This is a genomic window from Allobosea sp., from assembly GCF_017308015.1.
Taxonomy (GTDB): Bacteria; Pseudomonadota; Alphaproteobacteria; order Rhizobiales; family Beijerinckiaceae; genus Allobosea.
In genome coordinates this window covers 71,539-92,459 of the sequence record NZ_JAFKFW010000021.1, presented here as the reverse complement: position 1 = coordinate 92,459, position 20,921 = coordinate 71,539, and the positions used below count along the sequence as shown (strand labels likewise).

General features: G+C 67.9%; 19 protein-coding genes, 1 tRNA gene and 1 pseudogene. 16 read left to right on the top strand and 5 right to left on the bottom strand.

Annotated elements, in window-relative coordinates:
* Positions 1–79 precede the first annotated feature (79 nt).
* From J0I42_RS17425 to J0I42_RS17395, 7 genes and pseudogenes are all read left to right on the top strand, one after another.
* Positions 80–1,462, top strand: a complete 1,383-nt coding sequence (locus J0I42_RS17425; RefSeq protein ID WP_291656586.1) for an aldehyde dehydrogenase family protein — start codon at positions 80–82, stop codon at positions 1,460–1,462.
* 300 nt (positions 1,463–1,762) lie between these two features.
* Positions 1,763–2,578 (top strand): annotated as a pseudogene (gene efeU / locus J0I42_RS17420) (iron uptake transporter permease EfeU); the annotation flags it as partial.
* A gap of 114 nt (positions 2,579–2,692) precedes the next feature.
* On the top strand, positions 2,693–3,598 hold the full coding sequence (locus tag J0I42_RS17415) for a cupredoxin domain-containing protein (RefSeq protein WP_465247691.1): 906 nt from the start codon (positions 2,693–2,695) through the stop codon (positions 3,596–3,598).
* Complete coding sequence (gene efeB, locus J0I42_RS17410) at positions 3,595–4,914, top strand: iron uptake transporter deferrochelatase/peroxidase subunit (protein WP_291656585.1); 1,320 nt, start codon at positions 3,595–3,597, stop codon at positions 4,912–4,914. The genes J0I42_RS17415 and efeB overlap by 4 nt, the downstream gene beginning before the upstream one ends.
* A gap of 1 nt (position 4,915) precedes the next feature.
* Entirely contained in the window at positions 4,916–5,740 is an 825-nt protein-coding gene (efeO, locus tag J0I42_RS17405; protein WP_291656583.1) for an iron uptake system protein EfeO, read from the top strand.
* A 107-nt stretch (positions 5,741–5,847) separates the two neighbouring features.
* A complete protein-coding gene (gene rocF / locus J0I42_RS17400; protein WP_291656581.1) occupies positions 5,848–6,828 on the top strand; it encodes an arginase in 981 nt (326 codons plus the stop codon).
* A 150-nt stretch (positions 6,829–6,978) separates the two neighbouring features.
* Positions 6,979–8,124: a Gfo/Idh/MocA family protein gene (locus J0I42_RS17395; protein WP_291656580.1), complete on the top strand. Its 1,146-nt coding sequence runs from the start codon at positions 6,979–6,981 to the stop codon at positions 8,122–8,124.
* Here J0I42_RS17395 and J0I42_RS17390 read toward each other — a convergent pair.
* The 4 genes from J0I42_RS17390 to J0I42_RS17375 all read right to left on the bottom strand — a co-directional run bounded on the left by J0I42_RS17390 (position 8,113) and on the right by J0I42_RS17375 (position 9,894).
* Positions 8,113–8,598 (bottom strand): PALP domain-containing protein, encoded by a 486-nt coding sequence (locus tag J0I42_RS17390; RefSeq protein ID WP_291656579.1) that lies wholly within the window; start codon positions 8,596–8,598, stop codon positions 8,113–8,115. The two genes, J0I42_RS17395 and J0I42_RS17390, sit on opposite strands and share 12 nt — an antisense overlap.
* 51 nt (positions 8,599–8,649) lie before the next feature.
* Positions 8,650–8,931 (bottom strand): hypothetical protein, encoded by a 282-nt coding sequence (locus J0I42_RS17385; RefSeq protein ID WP_291656577.1) that lies wholly within the window; start codon positions 8,929–8,931, stop codon positions 8,650–8,652.
* 325 nt (positions 8,932–9,256) lie between these two features.
* A tRNA-Ala gene (locus J0I42_RS17380) sits at positions 9,257–9,332 on the bottom strand.
* Positions 9,333–9,498: 166 nt separating this feature from the next.
* Positions 9,499–9,894 carry a TIGR02300 family protein gene (locus J0I42_RS17375; RefSeq protein ID WP_291656576.1) on the bottom strand — a complete coding sequence of 132 codons (396 nt, stop codon included), beginning with the start codon at positions 9,892–9,894 and terminating at the stop codon, positions 9,499–9,501.
* A gap of 214 nt (positions 9,895–10,108) precedes the next feature.
* On the opposite strand from J0I42_RS17375, the gene aroA reads away from it, so the two are divergent.
* From aroA to J0I42_RS17360, 3 genes are all read left to right on the top strand, one after another.
* On the top strand, positions 10,109–11,452 hold the full coding sequence (gene aroA, locus J0I42_RS17370; RefSeq protein ID WP_291656575.1) for a 3-phosphoshikimate 1-carboxyvinyltransferase: 1,344 nt from the start codon (positions 10,109–10,111) through the stop codon (positions 11,450–11,452).
* Positions 11,449–12,099: a (d)CMP kinase gene (gene cmk, locus J0I42_RS17365; protein ID WP_291656574.1), complete on the top strand. Its 651-nt coding sequence runs from the start codon at positions 11,449–11,451 to the stop codon at positions 12,097–12,099. The genes aroA and cmk overlap by 4 nt, the downstream gene beginning before the upstream one ends.
* A gap of 113 nt (positions 12,100–12,212) precedes the next feature.
* Positions 12,213–13,019 (top strand): DUF1194 domain-containing protein, encoded by an 807-nt coding sequence (locus J0I42_RS17360; protein WP_291656573.1) that lies wholly within the window; start codon positions 12,213–12,215, stop codon positions 13,017–13,019.
* A gap of 2 nt (positions 13,020–13,021) precedes the next feature.
* Here J0I42_RS17360 and hrpB read toward each other — a convergent pair whose 3' ends face one another.
* Positions 13,022–15,526 carry an ATP-dependent helicase HrpB gene (gene hrpB / locus J0I42_RS17355; RefSeq protein WP_291656590.1) on the bottom strand — a complete coding sequence of 835 codons (2,505 nt, stop codon included), beginning with the start codon at positions 15,524–15,526 and terminating at the stop codon, positions 13,022–13,024.
* Between the two features lie 78 nt (positions 15,527–15,604).
* Here hrpB and trpA point away from each other — a divergent pair, with 78 nt between their 5' ends.
* The 6 genes from trpA to J0I42_RS17325 all read left to right on the top strand — a co-directional run bounded on the left by trpA (position 15,605) and on the right by J0I42_RS17325 (position 20,920).
* Positions 15,605–16,450, top strand: coding sequence for a tryptophan synthase subunit alpha (gene trpA / locus J0I42_RS17350; RefSeq protein WP_291656572.1), 846 nt, complete (start codon positions 15,605–15,607; stop codon positions 16,448–16,450).
* Between the two features lie 105 nt (positions 16,451–16,555).
* Complete coding sequence (accD, locus tag J0I42_RS17345) at positions 16,556–17,455, top strand: acetyl-CoA carboxylase, carboxyltransferase subunit beta (RefSeq protein WP_291656571.1); 900 nt, start codon at positions 16,556–16,558, stop codon at positions 17,453–17,455.
* Between the two features lie 26 nt (positions 17,456–17,481).
* Positions 17,482–18,804, top strand: a complete 1,323-nt coding sequence (locus J0I42_RS17340) for a bifunctional folylpolyglutamate synthase/dihydrofolate synthase (protein ID WP_291656570.1) — start codon at positions 17,482–17,484, stop codon at positions 18,802–18,804.
* A 41-nt stretch (positions 18,805–18,845) separates the two neighbouring features.
* Complete coding sequence (locus J0I42_RS17335) at positions 18,846–19,268, top strand: hypothetical protein (RefSeq protein ID WP_291656569.1); 423 nt, start codon at positions 18,846–18,848, stop codon at positions 19,266–19,268.
* A gap of 14 nt (positions 19,269–19,282) precedes the next feature.
* Positions 19,283–20,125 (top strand): aldo/keto reductase, encoded by an 843-nt coding sequence (locus J0I42_RS17330; protein WP_291656567.1) that lies wholly within the window; start codon positions 19,283–19,285, stop codon positions 20,123–20,125.
* Positions 20,126–20,257: 132 nt separating this feature from the next.
* Positions 20,258–20,920, top strand: coding sequence for a L,D-transpeptidase (locus tag J0I42_RS17325; RefSeq protein ID WP_291656565.1), 663 nt, complete (start codon positions 20,258–20,260; stop codon positions 20,918–20,920).
* The last annotated feature ends 1 nt before the right edge of the window (position 20,921 follow it).

The following is a 20,921-nucleotide window of genomic DNA, read 5'->3' as shown; positions in this document are numbered from 1 at the left end:
GGCAGCGCTCCGGCATGGATCCCGGATCTTCGCTTCGCTACGTCCGGGATGACCCGCGCCATTCCGAGGAGAAAGACCCATGCTCCAGGTTGTTCAGGCCTATGACCGCGCCCCGATCACCGAGATCGGGACCGATGACGAGGCTGCGCTCGAACGCAAGCTGCAGGCGGCGCAAGCCGTCTTCAAGGACCGCGACAACTGGCTGAAGCCGCATCAGCGCATCGCGATCCTGCGCAAGCTCGCGGGCCTCCTCGAAGCCAGGCGCGACCATTTCGCCATGCAGATCGCGCACGAGGGCGGCAAGCCGCTGCCGGACGCGATCGTCGAGGCGAACCGGGCGGTCGACGGCGTCTACAATGCCGCCGAGGAACTCAGGAACTTCGCCGGGCGCGAGATCCCGATGGGGCTCTCGGCAGCGGCGGCCGATCGATGGGCCTTCACCACCAAGGAGCCGATCGGCATCGTCGCGGCGATCTCGGCCTTCAACCACCCGCTCAACCTGATCGTGCATCAGGTCGCGCCGGCGATCGCGGTCGGCTGTCCGGTCATCGTCAAGCCAGCCGGCACGACGCCGCTCTCCTGCATCGATTTCGTCAAGCTGGTGCATGAGGCCGGGCTGCCGGAAGCCTGGTGCCAGACATTCGTGCCCGCAGAGACCGCGCTGGCGGAGAAATTCGCGACCGATCCGCGCATCGCTTTCCTGAGCTTCATCGGTTCGGCCAAGGTCGGCTGGTACCTGCATTCCAAGCTCGCCCATGGCGCCCGCTCGGCGCTGGAGCATGGCGGCGTCGCACCGGCGATCGTCGACAGGAGCGCCGATCTCGAGGGGATCATCGAGCCGATCGTGAAGGGCGGTTACTACCATGCCGGACAGGTCTGCGTGTCGACGCAGCGCATCTTCGTCCATGACGCGATCATCAACAACTTCACCGAGCGGCTCGTGGCCCGGGTCAGGAAGCTGCGCACCGGCGATCCGACGCTGAAGGACACCGAGGTCGGCCCGTTGATCATCCCGAAGGAGGCCGACCGCGTCGCCTCCTGGATCGACGAGGCCGTGAAGGGCGGCGCGAAGCTCGCCACCGGCGGCAAGCGCCTGTCGGAGACGACGCTGGAGCCGACCGTTCTGATCGATCCCGATCCGGAAGCCCGCATCTCCAGCGAGGAGGTCTTCGGCCCAGTCGTCGCGATCTACCGCTACAGCAAGCTCGACGACGCGATCGCGCGGGCGAATTCGCTCCCCGTCGCCTTCCAGGCCAGCATCTTCGCGCAGGACATCGATGTCGCGATGCGCGCCGCGAACCGGCTCGACGCTTCAGCCGTGATGGTCAACGACCCCACGACCTTCCGCACCGACTGGATGCCCTTCGCCGGCCGGCGCGTCTCGGGCTACGGCACCGGCGGCATCCCCTACACCATGCGCGACATGACGCAGGAGAAGATGATCCTGCTGAAGCGTCGCTGAAGACGCAAGGCATCTCCGTCACGGTCGGGCCTGTCTCGACCATTCACGTTTCCGTTGTGAGACGCGACGCTCAGGACGTGGATGCTCGCCACAAGCGCGACATGACCGCAACTGCAAGACGACAACGGCAAAAGATGCACGGACTGTTTCGTATTCGATCAAGTATCCGCCGCATTCTCAATAGTTTACGATCATTCTAAACTATCCGGATTTGATTGACCCGCGAAGCGCTCTTGCCTAGTCACTGGCTGTCTGCGCCGCGAATAGCTGACCGCGACGCGCAACCGGGCCGGGTTCGCTGTGATCGTACCGTTTCTCATCATGCTCCGCGAAGGCATCGAAGCCGCGCTGATCGTCGGCATCGTCGCGAGCTATCTGGTCCGTAGCGAGCGGCGCGAGTGGCTGCCGGCGCTCTGGATCGGCGTCGCACTCGCCTGTGCGTCCAGCCTCGCTGCGGGCGCAGCGCTCGACATCCTCATCGGAGAATTGCCCCAGCGCGGGCAGGAACTGTTCGAGGCCGTGATCGGCCTGATCGCGGCGGCGATGCTGACCTCGATGGTGTTCTGGATGCGCAAGGCCGCCCGCTCGATCAAGGGCGAGTTGCAGGCCGGTGTCGACGCCGCGCTGTCCGGCGCCCATCAGGGGCTGGCGCTGGTCGGGCTCGCCTTTCTCGCCGTGGTGCGCGAGGGACTTGAATCGGTCTTCTTCCTGCTCGCGATCTTCCAGCAGAACAGCGGCTGGGCACCCGCGATCGGAGCCGGGCTCGGCATCGGACTGGCGGCCGTCATCGGCTACGCCATCTACGCGCTCGGCGTGAAGCTGAACCTACGCAGCTTCTTCCGCTGGACCGGCATCCTGATCCTGTTCGTCGCGGCCGGGCTCGTCGCAAATGCCGTGCGCTCCCTGCATGAGGCAGGTGTCTGGAACCAGCTCCAGCAGAGCGTCTACGATCTCGGCACGATACTGCCGGCCGACAGCGCGCTCGGCGCAATCCTCGCCGGCTTCTTCGGTTATCAGGAGCGGGCGGTGCTGGGTGAGGTCATCGCCTATCTCGCCTTCCTCGTCCCGATGCTCGCCCTGTTTCTCCTTGGCGGCCGCGAGGGGCAGGCAGCAGCAGCCACACCGCGCTCCGAACCCCGTCGTTCGCCGCGCCTGAAACTTGCCGGTATCGGTACGGCTCTGCTGGTCTTCATCGGCATCGGCGCGTTCGTCTATGCGGCGGGCACAGGCGTGCGGCGTGGTGCCGACACCGGCACGACCGACATCGCCATCGCGATCACCGACCGCACCTGCCAGCCGGCCGTGCTGACGATCCCCGCCGGCAAGGCCAGCTTCGTGGTGACCAATCGCGGCGAACGCGTGCTGGAATGGGAGATCCTCGACGGGGTGATGGTGCTGGAGGAGCGCGAGAACATCGCGCCCGGCCAGTCGCGGCGGCTGACGACGCAGCTCCATCCCGGCGAGTACGCCATCACCTGCGGCCTGCTCAGCGCCCCGCGCGGCCGCCTGATCGTCCAGGCCTCGACGACGCAACCCCGCCCGACCCTGACCCTGATGGATATGATCGGCCCCGCCGCCGAATACCGCGCCGTCCTCAGCGAGCGCTCGGCCGCGCTGGGCGCAGCGCTCGACGCGCTCGAACAGGCCCAGAGCACGGGCGCCTCACAGGCTGCTGACAAGGCCCGTCGTGAGGCCACGACGCTGCTGTCCGGCCTGCACCCAGCGACGGCAGGAGACACCGAGCTCGGCGCCCTTTTCGGCAAGCTCCAGGCGGCCCTCGCTGACGATGCGACCAACGCAGCATCCGGGATCAAGCCGGCCGCCGAGGCCTTCCGCGCTGCGCTCGCCCAGCGCACCGTCCTGCCGGACACGATGCTGGCCGGCGCGATCGACATCCTGTCGTCTCCCGACAACGAAACCGCCTCGCCCGAGGAGGTCGCTGCGGCGCGCGATATCGCAAAGCTGCTGCTGCCATTGGCCACGCGCATCGATCCCGAACTGGCGGGACGTGTCCGGGCGGATCTGGTGGCTTTGCCGGATGAGGCCAAGCCGGGCGGCTCGCTACGGGCGCTGGCCGAGGACCTCGCAACCATGCGCAAGGCGCTCGCTTTGCCCGAAGCGGAGCGCAAGTCATGACCAAGCCGTCCAATCCCTTCACACCCTCACGGCGCTTGCTTCTGACCGGTGGTGCGGCGGCTCTCGGCGGAGCCTCGCTGGCCCAGGCCGCAGGCGAGCCGGTCCAGAACCCGGCGGCGGCGCCGGAGAGCGACACCACCGCCCAGCGCCAGCCCTTCCACGGCACCCATCAATCCGGCATCGTCACGCCGCGCCCGGCCACGGGCCTCGTCGCGGCCTTCGACGTCACCGCGACCTCGCTCGACGAACTTGAACGGCTCTTCCGCCTGCTCAGCGAGCGCATCGCCTTCCTGATGCAGGGCGGGCCGGCGCCGACTGCCGATCCAGGCTTCCCGCCGCCGGACAGCGGCATCCTCGGCCCCGTCATCGCGCCCGACAACCTCACCGTCACCGTCGCGCTTGGCGCCTCGCTCTTCGACGAGCGCTTTGGGCTCGGGCCGCTCAAGCCCAGGCATCTCCAGCGCATGAAGCGCTTCCGCAACGACGCGCTCGACGGCACGCTCTGCCATGGCGACCTGCTGCTGCAATTCTGCGCCAATACCGCCGATACCAGCATCCATGCGCTGCGCGACATCCTGAAGAACGCGCCCGACCTCCTGCTGCTGCGCTGGAAGCAGGAGGGCACGGTACCGGTGCTCAAGCCGAAACAGAGCGAGCCGGCGGAGAGCGCCCGCAACCTGCTCGGCTTCCGCGACGGCACCGCAAATCCCGATGCCGCCGACACCGCGCTGATGGACCATCTCGTCTGGGTACAGTCCAGCTCGGGCGAACCGGATTGGGCCGCGAATGGCAGCTATCAGGTGGTCCGGATCATCCGGAATTTCGTCGAGCGCTGGGACCGCACGCCGCTCGGCGAGCAGGAAGCGATCATGGGCCGGGAGAAGGCGAGCGGTGCCCCCTTCGGCGGCAAGCGCGAGTATGACGAGCCCATTTATACCGACGACCCCGAAGGCAAGCTTACGAAGCTCGACGCCCATATCCGGCTCGCCAATCCGCGCCGGCCGGAGACGGAAGCCAGCCGCATGCTGCGCCGGCCGTTCAATTATTCCAACGGTGTCACCCGCGCCGGGCAGCTCGACATGGGGCTGCTCTTCATCTGCTTCCAGCAGGATCTCGAGCGCAGCTTCATCGCCGTGCAGAGGCGGCTCGATGGCGAGCCGCTGGAGGAATACATCAAGCCCGTCGGCGGCGGCTATTTCTTCGCCCTGCCCGGTGTGCCGGACGCCGGAAGCTATCTCGGCGCTGGCCTGATCCGCGCCGCGCGCGGGATCGCGCCCGCCTCGACCAAATCTTTCCCCCGCAAGACAGGAGACTGATATGCGCTTGCGTTTCGCAGGGCTGGCCGGTGCCAGCCTGATCGCCGCCGTGGCCGCCGGACCGGCACAGGCCGCCTCGCCGCTCGACCTCGTGGCGCCGGTCGCCGAGTACAAGCTCTATGTCTCCAAGGGCGTCGAGCAACTGGTGAAGGACACCAAGACCTTCACCGATGCGGTCAAGGCCGGCGACCTCGCCAAGGCCAAGGCGCTCTACGCGCCAACCCGCGTCTCCTACGAGAAGATCGAGCCGGTCGCGGAGCTCTTCAGCGATCTCGACGGCAAGATCGACTCGCGCGCCGACGATCACGAGAAGAAGGAGGAGGACCCGGAATTCACCGGCTTCCATCGCATCGAATACGGACTCTTCGCCAAGAACAGCACGGAGGGGCTCGCCTCCTTCGCCGACGGCCTGCTCGCCGACGTCACCGAATTGCAGGGCCGTATCAAGGGCCTGACGATTCCGCCGGACAAGATGATCGGCGGCGCTGCGGTTCTGATCGAGGAAGTCGCCGCGACCAAGATCTCCGGCGAGGAGGACCGCTACAGTCATACCGACCTCTGGGACTTCCAGGCCAATGTCGACGGCGCCAAGACAATCGTCGACCTGCTGCGCCCGCTCGTCGTCAAGGAGGACCAGGCGCTGGCCGGCAAGATCGACGCCAATTTCGAGACCGTCGACAAGACGCTGGCCAAGTACAGACTCAAGGACGGCGGCTTCGAGACCTATGACAAGCTGAGCGAGCCCGACCGCAAGGCGCTGGCGGCAATGATCACGACGCTGGCGGAAGACCTCTCCAAGCTACGCGGCGTTCTCGGCCTCGGCTGACATCAACCGGTTACGTAAGCGCGCCACTCGACAGGGGGGAGCCGATGCGCCATGGACGGCGCATCGGCGCGTGACGCCCATCGAAATCCTGCCAACGGATCGCCAGCATGACCGCCTCCAGCACGAACGCTCCCGCCGCCCACGGTCGCATCGCCCTGCTCGGTTGCCCGATCGAGGTCGGTGCCTCGCGCCGCGGCGCGCTGATGGGCCCGGCCGGCCTGCGCACCGCGGGCCTCGTCGGCGTTCTGGAAAGCCTCGGCTATACCGTCAGCGACCATGGCGACATCCTGCCGCGGGATCTCAAGCCAGTCGATGGCCCCGCCCCGGCCAATGCCCGCTTCTACAACGAGATCGCGGCCTGGATGCGCGCGCTCAGTGCCCGCGCCTACGAGCTCGCCCGCTCCGGCGACACGCCGATCTTCCTCGGCGGCGACCACAGCCTGTCGATGGGCTCGGTCAACGGCGTCGCCCGCCACTGGCAGGAGCAGGGCCGAAAGCTCTTCGTGCTCTGGCTCGACGCCCATGCCGATTTCAACATGCCGGCGATCTCGCCCTCCGGAAACATGCACGGCATGTCCTCGGCCTTTCTCTGCGGCGAGACCGGGCTCGACGACCTGCTCGGCACGGAGCCCCGCGCCTCGATCTCGCATGAGCAGCTCAGCCTGTTCGGCATCCGTTCGATCGACCCGCTGGAGAAGGCGGCCGTGAAGGCGCGCGGCGTCGACATAGCCGACATGCGCGCCATCGACGAGCACGGCGTCGGCATTCTGATCCGCCAGGTGATCGAGAAGGTGCGCGCCGCCAACGGCGTGCTGCATGTCTCCTTCGACGTCGATTTCCTCGACCCCCCGCTGGCGCCGGGTGTCGGCACCACCGTTCCAGGCGGCGCGACCTATCGCGAAGCGCATCTGGTGATGGAACTGCTGCACGATTCCGGGCTGGTGCGCTCGATGGATATCGTCGAGCTCAACCCGTTCCTCGACGATCGCGGCCAGACCGCCCGTCTCGCGGTGGAACTCGCGGGCAGCCTGTTCGGCCAGCAGATCACCGACCGGCAGACCCCGTCGAACGCGATCGGGGCGGCGTAAAGTATCCAGATTTTCCGCATTTTCTTCAAGCGAACCGGTACCCACTTCGCCCGAAAATGCTTCTGGTCGCGCCTTCGCGAAAGCCGATCTTCATTCTTGCCTGATAGAGGCCGTTCCATCGGCTTGTCGGTCGATGGAACGGGTTCAGGCATGAAGATCGCTATCGTCGGCACGGGGTTCGTCGCCGACTACTACATGACGACGCTGGCGAACCATCCGGCGCTCGCTCTCGCGGGCGCCTGGGATCGTGATACCGCGCGGCTTGAAGCCTTCCGCACCTTCCACGATGTCCCGGCCTATCCCAATCTCGATACTTTGCTCGCCGATCCGGCGGTGCAGATCGTCGTCAACCTGACGACCCCGGAAAGCCATTACGAGATCACCAGCCGCGCCCTCGCCGCCGGCAAGCATGTCTATTGCGAGAAACCGCTGGCGATGGAGCTGGCGCAGGCCGAGGCGCTGGTCGCGCAGGCAGAAGCCGCCGGCCTGACGCTCGCGACCGCCCCCGCCAACGGCCTCAGCGACGCGCATCGCCTCGTCGAGGATGCCTTGCGCTCGGGCCGGATCGGCGCGCCGCGACTGGTCTATGCGGCGATGGAGGACGGCCCGGTCTTCCGCGACACATGGTCTCGTTGGCGCTCGCGCTCGGGCGCGCCCTGGCCGGGGCTGCACGAGTTCGAGATCGGCTGCACGCTGGAGCATGCCGGCTACGCTCTGTCCTGGCTCGTGACGCTGTTCGGACCGGTCGAGAGCTTGACCGCCTTCTCGGCCGTGACCTTCCCCGACAAGGGGCCGGGCACCGGGCAGATCGTCATGGCGCCGGATTTCTCGGTCGGCTGCCTGCATTTCCGCTCCGGCGTCGTCGCACGGCTGACCAACGGGCTCGCCGCGCCGCGCGACCGTTCGCTACAGATATTCGCCGATAGGGGTTCGCTGACGGTGCGCGATCTCTGGGATAACCGATCCGTTGTTCATATCGAGGCTAGCGGCGCGCCACGGCCGCTGCTCGGACGCATCCTGACACGGGCGGAAGCGAAATTCGGGCGCGCATTGCCCTGGAAGCCCGCTCCGGGGCGCAAGCTGCCCTATCCCGCCCAGCCCATGAGCAAAGCCTTGCCCAGCTATCCCTCGCAGATCGATTTCATGCGCGGCGTGGCGGACCAGGCGGAGGCGATCGAACGCGGCGAAGCACCACGCTTCTCGGGCACGCTCGCGCTGCACATCACCGAGCTCGCGCTTGCCCTCAACAATGCTCGCGACCTCGCCCAGCCTTACCGACCGCGCTCAAGCTTCTGACCGGCGCTGCGACTGCTCGTGCAGTTCGAAAGCGGCCAACGCGTAACCGTGGGCGCCGAGCACGGCGTCGCCGACGATATGGGACGACCGCCCCTGCCGCTTCAGCTCCGCGGGCAACGCCCCCATCGCTACGTCGCGGTCTTCCTCGGCGACAGGGCCGACAAAACGCGTTTCCGCGCCGAACAGCCGGCTCAGGCAGGAGCGCTCGCGATTCGCAGGGTTATCCTCGCATTGCAGATGATCACGCAGTCGAGCCCCGCCATCGAGGCGGCGGCGGCGAGACGGCAGAAGATCAGACGTCAACCCGCCCGCGACAAGAATGATGTCGGCATGCTCGCGCAGTGCGGCGCCGAGCCAGAATTCGAGGCTGCGCAGCTTGTTGCCGCCGAGCGGGCGCTCGAAGCCGGGGAGGCGCTGCGGCGGCGTCGGCGCCTTGACCAGGTCATAGCGCGGCTCGCGCAGGATGCCCTGCAAAGCAGATATCGGCTCAGCACCCCTCGATCGCGTCCGAAACCGGGCGGCCTTCTACCCCGGTCGCTTCTTCCGGGCATCCTTGCGCTGATCCGGTTCGGCCACCGCCTTGGACGAACGGGCGATCGTCGCAATCGCCAAGGGCGGTTTGCCCGACTTCTCCGAGATGACCTGGTCCTGCTCCATGATAGCTGTCCGAGCTGGCTCATCGCCGTCCAGCCCGCCGAGTAAAGCCGTCAGAACGCGCCGGTTGGAGGTTCTCGATCCGTCTTCGTAGACGACGTCGAACATGGTGAACTCGGTATCGAGAGCTTTGGATTTCGTGCGCTTGGCCATTCCTGCTTCCTTCCACGGGGCGTGCGACTTGTCACCACGCTGATGCGCTTCTCTTGCCTCAAGGCAAGTTGCCGAATGATTCGCGCCGGCTGGCAGAGCAAAGGGAGGGGCCGGCGCGCACGATGCGATCATGAGGGCCGCTCGCCTGGCTCCGGCCCGCGGCCGAAATCATTCGCGATACCTGCCGGGCTTGTGCAAATCACGTGAGGCGCGGCGAACGATCGTGCAAACACATCCCGGCTCGTCCCGGAGCCGCGCGCCATGTCGGGCTGCGTCGCAATGTCGACCCTGAGGCTCGGCCGGATAAGTGCCTGCGGGGGAAATTTGGTGGAGCCAGGCGGAATCGAACCGCCGACCTCTTGAATGCCATTCAAGCGCTCTCCCAACTGAGCTATGGCCCCACTCGCGATGATCGGCTTGGGGACCGATCACCAACCGGATTCTGATACCGCCTCGGCGGTTCCGTCCGGGCCGCCCTGTCGGCGACGAAGCGCTCTATAGGCGGCCCGGGCGGAAGACACAAGCGCCTAATGTCGCTTTGTCGTCATCTTTTTTCAGGGCTGAGGATCAGTTGTCCTCGTCGCCTTCGATATCGCCATCGATCAGGTCGGAGACGTCGTCGTCGCCTTCCTCATCCTCCTCCAGGAAGGTGTCGTCCTCGTCGTCGTCGCCGACGTCCTCGACCTCGATATCGTCCTCGCTGGTGACGACGGGCTCCTTCTCGGAAGCCTCGGCATCCGCCTCGTCGAGCGAAACGAGCTCGACGGCGCTGTCGGCGGCCTCGGCCTCGTCTTCCTCGTCGGCATCGGGCTTCGGCGCGACGGCCTTCGCCTGCGGCTCGAACATCGCCCGCGGATAAGCCTGCCCCGTATAGGGCGAGACAATCGGGTCCTTGTCCAGGTCATAAAATTTGCGGCCCGTGACCGGGCAAACGCGCTTCGTTCCGAGTTCCGGTTTCGCCACTGCGTCGGACCTTCAATCATCGAGTTTTTAAAAGCAGGCGCGTCCGTTAGTCGGGGTAAGCGGCGCTGTCAAATGTTGATTTGCACAAGGCACCGAAGACAGGCCCCGGAGCGGCGTTTCGGCGCGCCGCCACGTGCTCGTCTTGGCGTGTCGCGCGCGGGCATGCTACGGCCCTGCGTGCATTCCTTTCGGCCAGCCCGCAGAGACCAGCCTCTTGTCCCACGACCATGACCCCGTTCCCGTCACCGCCCGCGCCGGAGGCCCGCTCAAAGGCCGTGTCCGCGTGCCCGGCGACAAGTCGATCTCGCACCGGGCGATGATCTTCGGCCTGCTGGCGATCGGCGAGACCAAGGTCTCCGGGCTGCTCGAAGGCGAGGACGTGATGCGCACCGCCGCAGCGGCTCGCGCACTCGGCGCCATCGTCCACCATGACGGGCCGGGCACCTGGCGCGTCCAGGGTGTCGGCGTCGGCGGCCTGCGTGAACCCGCCGGCGTGCTGGATTTCGGCAATGCCGGCACCGGCTCGCGCCTGATGATGGGTGTCTGCGGCTCTCACCCGATCACCACGACCTTCGACGGCGACGCCTCGCTGCGCAAGCGGCCGATGCGCCGCATCCTCGACCCGCTCGAGCAGATGGGCACGGCCGTCGTCTCGCAAGAGGAGGGCGGGCGCGTACCGCTGACGCTGCGCGGGCCGAAGGAGGCGATCCCGATCGTCTATCGTCCGCCGGTCGCCTCGGCGCAGATCAAGTCGGCCGTATTGCTGGCCGCGCTCGCCGCGCCCGGCGAGACGACGGTGATCGAGACTGAAGCGACGCGCGACCATACCGAAAAGATGCTCGCCCATTTCGGCGCAGAGATCACCGTGACGCCCGAAGGCGAACATGGCCGTCGCATCGTGCTGAAAGGCCAGCCGGAACTGAAGGCGGCGCCGATCGTCGTGCCGGCGGACCCGTCCTCGGCCGCCTTCCCGATGGTGGCGGGGCTGATCGTGCCGGGCTCGGACATCCTGATCGAGAGCGTGATGACCAATCCGCTGCGCTCGGGCCTCCTGACCACGCTGCGCGAGATGGGCGCCGACATCACGGTCGAGCGCGAGGCCAACGAGGGCGGCGAGACGGTCTGCGACCTGCGTGTGCGCGCCTCCAGCCTGAAGGGCGTGACGGTTCCGCCGGAGCGGGCGCCGGCGATGATCGACGAATATCCGGTGCTGGCGGTGGCTGCGTCCTTCGCCCATGGCACAACGCGGATGCGCGGCCTGCAGGAATTGCGCGTCAAGGAATCCGACCGTCTCGCGGCGGTCGAGGCCGGGCTGAAGGCAGCCGGCGTAACCTGCTGGATCGAGGGTGACGATCTGGTCGTCGAGGGTTCGGGCGGCGGACCGGTGCGTGGCGGTGGGCCGATCGCGACCCATCTCGACCATCGCATCGCGATGAGTTTCCTCGTCATGGGGCTGGCGACGCAGCAGCCGGTCGTGGTCGATGACGGGCTGATGATCGCGACGAGCTTCCCGAGCTTCGCCTCCCTGATGAACGGGCTCGGAGGCCAGATCGGATGAGCGCGGCCCGGTCCGGCCGTCTCGTCATCGCCGTGGACGGGCCGGCCGCATCCGGCAAGGGCACGCTCGCGCGCCGGCTCGCCGCGCATTACGGCCTGCCCTATCTCGATACCGGGCTGCTCTACCGCATGGTGGCGCGCGCCATGCTCGATGCCGGCCATGACATCCACGATGCCGCAGCGGCCGAGGCGATCGTCGGCAGCTTCGACGAGACCGCCTTCCCCGAGGAGCGGCTGCGCGGTCGGGAGATCGGCGAGGCGGCCTCCGTCGTCGCGGCCATGCCGGCCGTACGCGCCGGCCTGCTCACCCGGCAGCGGCGCTTTGCGGCGCAAGCCTGCGGAGCGGTGCTCGACGGGCGCGATATCGGCACGGTGATCTGCCCGGACGCGCCGGCCAAGCTCTTCGTCACCGCGACGCCGGAAGTCCGCGCCGCGCGCCGGCACAAGGAACTGGTCGGGCGCGGCGAGGCCGTCACCTTCGACGGTATCCTCGCCGATATCCGCCGGCGCGATGCCCGCGATTCCGGCCGCAGCGACGCGCCGCTCAGGGCCGCCGAGGATGCAGTCGTGCTCGACACCTCGGCGCTCACCGTCGAGGAGGCCGCCACCGCTGCGATCGGCATCGTCGAGGACCGCCGCGCCGCCTGAGAGCGCCGCTCGCGAATTTGCTATCGAAACAGGTGTCATCAGCCGGATTTCCGGCTTGGCGCGCATCCCGACCGGGCGCACACTTCCTTTCGCGAATGGCGACGGAGGTGGCGATGCGGCGCTGGCTGTACGGTCTCTCATGTCTGGCAGCGGCGGCGCTTTGGCAACCCGCCCCGCCACGAGCCCAGACGGCGACGGCACCGCCCGAGGAGGTCGATGTCGCGCTCGTACTGGCAGTCGATGTCTCCTATTCGATGGATCTCGACGAGCTCGCCCTGCAGCGCAACGGCTATATCGAGGCCTTCCGCTCGAAGCAGCTTCACGACGCCATCGACAAGGGCGCGGTCGGCAAGATCGCGGTGACCTATTTCGAATGGGCCGGCGGCAGCTTCCAGCACGTCGTGCGGCCCTGGAAGGTGATCGACGGGCCGGCGGCGGCGATCGCCTTCGCCGAGGAACTGGGCGAGGCGCCGACGCGGCGCGGCCGGCGCACCTCGATCTCGGGCGCGATCGATCTCGGCGTGCAATTGCTCGAACAATCCAACGTCACGGCGATGCGTCGCGTGATCGACATCTCCGGCGACGGCGCGAACAACGACGGGCGGCCGGTCACCGCCGCGCGCGACGAGGCCGGCGCCAAGGGCATCGCCATCAATGGCCTGCCGGTGATGCTGAAGCAGGCCGGCTATTTCGACATCGACAACCTCGACACCTATTACACCGACTGCGTCATCACCGGCATCGGCGCCTTCGTGATCCCGATCCGCGAGAAGAGCCAGTTCGTCGAGGCGACGAAGACGAAGCTGCTGCGCGAGATCGCCGAAGCGCCGGCCGACGCGACCGTCCACAAGGCACAGTCCGGCAATATCGCGACCTGTCTCGCCGGCGAGCGGCAATGGCGCGACCGGATGGGGAACTAGATCTACGTTCCGCGCGGCTTGGCCCGCGTCGTCGGCAGGGCAGCGGCGGGGTCGTCCGGCCAGAGATGGCGGGGATAGCGCCCCTTCATGTCCGCTTTCACCGCTGCCCATGAGCCGCGCCAGAAGCCGGGCAAATCGCGCGTGACCTGGATCGGCCGATGGGCAGGAGAGAGCAGCTCCAGGACGAGCGGCACGCGCCCACCCGCCAGAGCCGGATGGATCGCCAGCCCGTAAAGCTCCTGCACCCTGACCGAAATGGTCGGGCCAGCCTCGGCGGCATAGTCGACCGCAAGCGAAGAGCCGGTCGGCGCGGTGAAATGGGTCGGCGCCTCCTGATCGAGCCGGCGCTTCAGTTCCCACGGGAGCAGCCCTGCCAACGCAGAATCAAGATCGGAGGGCTGGATTGAAGCCAGCGAGGCGCGGCCGACGAGATGCGGCGCCAGCCAGAGTTCCGGCTCTAGCGCCAGACCTTCGTCGGAAAGGTCGGGCCAGCCGGCGTCCGGCTCGGCCTTGCGCAGGAAGGCGGTGCGTTCGCGCAACTGGTTCTGCCCCTTGGTCCAGGGCAGAAGATTGATGCCGAGCGCCGCGATGCCCTTGGCCAGCGCTTCGGCATTCTCCGGGGTGTCGGCGACGGAAAGGGGCCGTTCCGACAGCGAGAGCGCCCCGTAACGGCGCACAGCCCGGACGCGAAGGGCGCGTGCCGTACGATCGAAGCTTGCTTCTTCGCGCTCCGCGATGGCGAAAGGGGCCAGGCCATGGGAAACCAGCGTCGCGATCTCGGCTTCGCTGATCGCGGCGGCGGCCATGATGCGGGCCTGCTGGGCCGAACCTGTCATCTCGGCAACGACGACATAGGGCTCGCGTGCCAGACGCTGCGGCGGTTCCAGCGCCCCGCCGCGACCATTGGCGAGGAGATATTGGCCCGAGCCCAGCGCGCGCGCCTTGGCGACACGGTCCGGGTAGGCGAAGGCGAGAAGGAGGCCTGGCAACAGGGCTTCGCCGGCCTCAAGCCGATCCTTGCCGATGCTGCGCTCGGCGGTACGCGCCCAGCCTTCGGCGAGGCGGCGCATGTCGCCGGCCCGCCCGCCGCGCTCGCGGCCGTAGCGTTCCAGCCGTTCGGCCAGATCGATCACATCGCCGCCGAGGCCGCGCTCGACCAGCACGGCCGCCAGATCGGCCGCGACATCGGCCTGCCCGAAACGGGCCGCAGCCACGACCATGCGCGCGAGGCGCGGCGGCAAGGGCAGTGCCTGCAAGGCGCGTCCGTCCGGTGTGATGCGGCCATCGGCGTCGAGCGCACCGATGTTGGCGAGCAGGGCACGCGCCTCCTTGAGGGCCGGCGCGGGCGGCTGGTCGAGGAAAGCCAGCGTCGTCGGGTCGCCCACGCCCCAGGCGGCGCAGTCGAGCAGGAGCGGGCTGAGGTCGGCCGAGAGGATTTCGGGACGGGCAAAGGCTTCGAGCGCGCCGGTCGCAGCCTCCTCCCAGAGCCGGTAGCAGATTCCCGGCTCGGTACGGCCGGCACGACCGCAGCGCTGGTCGGCAGCCGCGCGGCTGACGCGGCGGGTCTCCAGCCGCGTCACGCCGATATCGGGCTCGTAGACCGGAACGCGGGCGAGGCCGGAATCGATGACGACACGCACGCCCTCGATGGTCAGCGAGGTCTCGGCGATGGCCGTCGCGAGCACGATCTTGCGCCTACCCATTGGTGCGGGGAGCACGGCGCGATCCTGCTCGCGCTGGTCGAGCGCGCCATAGAGCGGGGCGATCTCGACGCTCGTGTCGCGCAGTCTTTCGCGCAAGCGCTCCTCGACGCGGCGGATCTCGCCCTGGCCGGGCAGGAAGACGAGCTGCGAGCCCGGCTGCTCGTTGAGCGCCAGCAGCACCGTCTCGGTGACCTGATCCTCGATGCGCTTCAGCGGGTCGCGGCCGCGATAGCGCGTCTCGATCGGATAAGCGCGGCCCTCGCTCTCGATCACCGGCGCATCGCCGAGCAGTCTTGCGACGCGGGCGCCATCAAGCGTCGCGGACATCACGAGGATGCGCAGGTCCTCGCGCAGCCCGCCCTGCGCATCGAGCGCCAGCGCCAGGCCGAAATCGGCATCCAGCGAGCGCTCGTGAAACTCGTCGAAGAGTACGGCGGCAACACCGTCGAGTGCGGGATCGTCGAGGATCATGCGGGCGAAGACGCCCTCCGTTACGACCTCGATGCGCGTCCTAGGGCCGATCTTCGAGCCGAGGCGGACACGCAGGCCCACGGTCTCGCCGACGCGCTCGCCCAGCGTCTGCGCCATCCGGTTTGCCGCTCCGCGCGCCGCCAGACGGCGCGGTTCGAGCACGATCAGCTTGCCGCCCCTCGTCCAGGGCTCGTCGAGCAGGGCGAGCGGCACGCGCGTCGTCTTGCCGGCGCCGGGCGGCGCGACCAGCACGGCATTCGGCCGCGCCCGCAAGGCGGCGGCGAGATCGCCGAGAACGGCGTCGATCGGAAGGGGCGTGTCGAAGGCGCGCATGCCCGGCCGATGTGGCGCAGGCGCGTCGCGCACGCAAGCCACTCGCCAGCCAGCCTTCGTCATGCTAACCGCTGCGGCATGACAGAGACCGGCCAGACCCGCATCCAGAACCGTTTCCAGACCTGCGCCCGCGAGGGCCGGGCGGCGCTGGTGACCTTCGTCACCGCCGGAGATCCGGATTTCGAGACCTCCAGCGCGATCCTCGCGGCCCTGCCCGGAGCAGGCGCCGACGTGATCGAACTCGGCGTGCCCTTCACCGACCCGATGGCGGACGGCGTGCCGGTCCAGCTCGCCGGCCAGCGCGCGCTCAAGGCCGGCCAGACCCTCCGAAAGACGCTCGCCATGGTCGAGAGCTTCCGCAAGGCCGGCCATGACACGCCGATCGTGCTGATGGGCTATTACAACCCGATCTGGGCCTATGGCGTGGAAGCCTTCCTGACGGATGCCCGCCGCGTCGGCATCGACGGCCTGATCGTCGTCGACCTGCCACCGGAAGAGGATGAGGAGCTCTGCCTGCCGGCGCTGAAGGCCGGTGTCTCCTTCATCCGCCTGGCGACGCCGACGACCGACGACAAGCGCCTGCCCAAGGTGCTGCAGAACACCTCCGGCTTCGTCTATTACGTCTCGGTCACCGGCGTGACCGGCGGCGCCATCGCCGATTACGGCGCGGTCGGCGATGCCGTTGCGCGGATCAAGCGCCATACCGACCTGCCCGTCGCGGTCGGCTTCGGCGTCAAGACCGCCGAGGATGCCGCCACCATCGCCAAGCGGGCGGACGGCGTCGTCGTCGGCTCGGCGCTGGTCGAGCGCGTCCGCCTCTCGCTCGATGACCAGGGCAAGGCCACGGAAAAGACGGTTTCGGCTGTCACCTCGCTGGTCAGCGAGCTCGCCCGGGGCATCCGCTCCGTCGCCAAGGCGGCCTGAGCCCAGGTTTCGTTCCATGGTCGCGCCGCTTGCCCGCCGGCAGGCCCGACCCCATTTTCGGCGTGACGGCGCGCAAGCGCCGCAAGCCCATCAGGGATTCATCCGATGAACTGGATTTCCGAAGTCGTCCGGCCGCGCATCAAGACACTGTTCAAGCGCGAGAGCCCGGAAAACCTCTGGATCAAGTGCCCCGATTCCGGGCAGATGGTGTTCCACAAGGATGTCGAGGCCAATGGCTATGTCATCCCCGGCTCCGAGCATCATATGCGCGTCACCGCGCCGGAGCGCCTGCGCCTGACCTTCGACGACGGCAAGTGGCTCGACGTCGCCCTGCCGGAAGTTGCGATCGATCCCCTGAAATTCCGTGACGAGAAGCGCTATGTCGACCGGCTGAAGGACGCCCGCGCCAAGACCGGCATGCAGGACGCCTTCAAGATCGGCTATGGCCGGGTCAAGGGCCTGCCGATGACGCTGGCCGTGCAGGATTTCCACTTCATGGGCGGCTCGCTGGGCATGGCCGCAGGCGAGGCCTTCGTGAAGGGCGCCGAGACCGCGCTCGACAAGAAGACACCGTATGTCGTCTTCGCGGCGTCGGGCGGCGCGCGCATGCAGGAAGGCATCCTCTCCCTGATGCAATTGCCGCGCACGACCGTCGCGGTGCGGCGCCTGCGGGCAGCGGGCCTGCCCTATTTCGTCGTCCTGACCAACCCGACCACGGGTGGCGTCACCGCCTCCTATGCGATGCTGGGCGACGTCCATATCGCCGAGCCCGGTGCACTGATCGGCTTTGCCGGCCCGCGCGTGATCGAGCAGACGATCCGCGAGAAGCTGCCCGACGGCTTCCAGCGCTCCGAATATCTCAAGGATCACGGCATGGTCGACATGGTCGTGCATCGCCGCGACCTGCCGGAGACGCTCGCCCGGCTCGGCCGCCTGCTGACGAAGCAGCCGGTCGTGAAGGAAGAGCCGGCTGCGCCCGCGCGCCCGGTGGCCGAGGCGGTCTGAATTCTGCGGCGGGGGGCCGTCACGTCATGGGGTCTTCCGACGCCTTGCTCGCGCGCTTCATGGCGCTGCATCCAAAGCTTATCGATCTCTCGCTCGGCCGCATCCTGACCTTGCTCGAGCGGCTCGGCGATCCCCAGAAGAAGCTGCCGCCGGTGATCCATGTCGCCGGCACCAACGGCAAGGGATCGACCATCGCCTTCATGCGGGCGATCCTCGAGGCGGCCGGCCTCTCGGTCCATGTCTATATTTCGCCGCATCTGGTGCGCTTCCACGAGCGCATCCGGCTCGGTGCGCCCGGCGGCGGGCGCTTCGTCGACGAGGACAAACTGGTCGAGACGCTGGAGCGCTGCGAGGCCGCCAATGCCGGCGATCCCATCACTTTCTTCGAGATGACGACGGCGGCCGGCCTGCTGCTCTTCGCCGAGCATCCTGCCGATGTGCTGCTGCTGGAAGTGGGGCTCGGCGGGCGCTTCGATGCGACCAATGTCATCGCTCATCCGGCCTGCACGGTGGTGACGCCGGTCTCGCTCGACCATTCCGAGTACCTCGGCGACACCGTCACCAAGATCGCCGGCGAGAAGGCCGGTATCTTCAAGCGCGGCGCGCCGGCCGTGATCGCCCCGCAGGAGCCGGAGCCGACCGCCGTTCTGGAAGCAGCGGCCGAGCGCGCGGGTGCCTCGAAAATCCTGATCGGCGCGCAGGATTTCAATGTCCATGAGGCCGGCGGACGGCTGGTCTACGAGGATCAGGACGGGCTGCTCGATCTGCCCTTGCCGCGCCTCTCCGGCAGGCACCAGCATATCAATGCCGGCACCGCGATTGCCGCGCTGCGGGCCGCCGGCTATGGCGCCCTGCCTGCCAGCGCCTTCGAGGATGGCATGCGCAATGCCGACTGGCCGGCACGGTTGCAGCGCCTGTCCCGAGGCGCGCTGGCCGAGATCGTGCCTGATCGTGCCGAACTCTGGCTCGACGGCGGGCATAATCCCGATGGCGGGCGCGTGCTCGCCCAGGCGATGGCCGATCTTGCCGACCGCAATCCGGCGCCACTGGTGATGATCACCGGGCTGCTCTCGACCAAGGACGCGACCGCGACGCTGCGCCATTTCAAAGGGCTGGCGCAGATGCTCTACGCCGTGCCGATCCATAATTCGCTGGCCGCGCGCCCGGCCGAGGAGGTCGCGGAGGCAGCCCGCAACGCCGGGCTCGTCGCAGAAGTCTCGAGCTCGGTCGAGCAGGCGCTGCGGGCGATCGCCGCGCGCGACTGGCCGGCTCCTCCGCGCATCCTGATCTGCGGCTCGCTCTATCTCGCGGGCGAAGTGCTGTCGGATAACGGCACGCCACCAACCTAGAGCCTGTCCCGCTTCGATCTGCCTAGCCAACGGGGAAAGCCATGCCCATTCCCGGACTGACCCTCCTCGCTGCCACGCTGCTCTGCGGCCTGCTCGGCGGCTGCGTCACGACCGAGGGCGCCGCACCCGGGCAGGCCGACAGCACGGAACGGGTCGCATCGGGGAAGCGCACCTTCCTGCAGAAGACCTTCATGACGATGGACGCGCGCTGCCGGCCGATCTCCCGCCCCAAGGGCGTGCTGACCGAGCCGCCCCGGCACGGCAAGGTCCGGCTGGCGACGCGCAAGGCTGCGGCCGAGTACGGGCCCGGCCCGTTCCGGCATTGCAACGGCAAGGTCGGGCCTTCGCTCGCCTTCGAATACACGTCGAAGCCCGGCTATCGCGGGGCGGACAGCTTCCTCGTGCGCATCCGCTACAATGATGGCGAAATCCGCTACGAGCGGTTCGGGATCACCGTCGATTAGCTGGAGAAAGCGTGATGCAGCGCAGCTTCGGAGCCTCGGGCCCGCTCGTTCCCTCGATCGGCCAGGGGAGCTGGTATAGCGAGCAAGGCGACCGGCGCGAGGCGATCGCCGCCTTCCGCCGCGGGCTCGATCTCGGGCTGAGGCATATCGACACCGCCGAGATGTATGGCGATGGCCGCGCCGAGGCACTGATCGGCGAGGCCATTGCTAGCCGGCGCGACGAGGTCTTCCTGGTCTCGAAAGTGCTGCCGCACAATGCCTCGCGGCAAGGCGTTCGGGCTGCCTGCGAGCGCTCTCTGCGGCATCTTAGAACCAACCGGCTCGACTGCTATCTGCTGCATTGGCGTGGCCCCCATCCTCTCGCGGAAACCTTCGCCGCGTTCGAGGCGCTGAAGCAGGAGGGCAAGATCCTGTCCTGGGGCGTCAGCAATTTCGACGAGGACGATCTCGACGAGGCGCTCGCCGCGGCCGGCAAGGGCAAGATCGCCTGCAATCAGGTGCTCTACCATCTGCGCGAGCGCGCCATCGAGCATGCGGTGATGCCGTGGTGCGAGGAGCACGGCGTCGCCGTCGTCGCCTACAGCCCCTTCGGCCATGACGATTTCCCGGCTCCCGGCAGCGTGCAGGGCAAGGTTCTGGCCGAGATCGCCGCCAGCCATGGCGCGACGCCGCGGCAGATCGCGCTCGCCTTCCTGACCCGGCGCGAAAGCGTCTTCGCGATCCCAAAGGCCGGGCGCGTCGCGCATGTCGAGGACAATGCAGGCGCGTTGAATCTCGTGCTCTCCGAGGCCGAGATCGCCCGGATCGACGCGGCTTTCCCACGTGGGCGCAAGCCCGCTTCGCTGCCGATGATCTGAGCGGCCGGAAACCACGTTCCAGCTTCCAGCTTTACAAGGCACCGCCCTCGGCGCTTTCCTAGAGTCAAGGGCGGCAGCCGTCAGAGCTCGACAACGCCTCATCCAGCAGTCGCGTCTTTCGGAGTGAGTGTGATGCGTCGCGTTCTCGGCATCCTGGCCGTTCTCTTCCTGTCGGCCTTCGCCGGCACCGCCCATGCCGGCGTCGATGTCCGGGTCGATATCGTCGCCCAGCGCATGACGGTGACCACCACAGACGGCGAAGTCTACGACTGGAAGATCTCGTCGGGCCGCAAGGGCTTCCGCTCGCCCAACGGCGTCTATCGCCCGACCCGGCTTGAGAAGAACTGGTATTCCCGCAAGTATGGCGGCGCGATGCCCCATTCCGTGTTCTTCCGCGGCGGCTACGCGATCCACGGCACCACGGCCGTCGGCGCGCTCGGCCGCCCGGCCTCGCACGGCTGCATCCGCCTGCACCCGGCCAATGCCGCCAAGCTCTTCGCGCTGGTGAAGAAATACGGCTCCAGCCAGACGCGGATTGCGCTCAATGGCGCCGCGCCGGACAATCTCTCGCGCTTCGCCAAGGCTTCCTCGCCGACGAAAGCCAAGCTCGCGAAGGCCAGTCCGTCCAAGCACAAGATCGCCAAGGCGAAGCAGCGCAGCCACGCCATCAGCGTCGCCCAGCGTCGCGGCGGCAACTGGGAAGCAGCGCGCGGCCAGATCCTGCTGCGCCCGGCCCTTCCCGCCGGGGCCTACGGCTATCAGCCGTATTACCCGAGCGGCTACGGCTGGCGCTGAG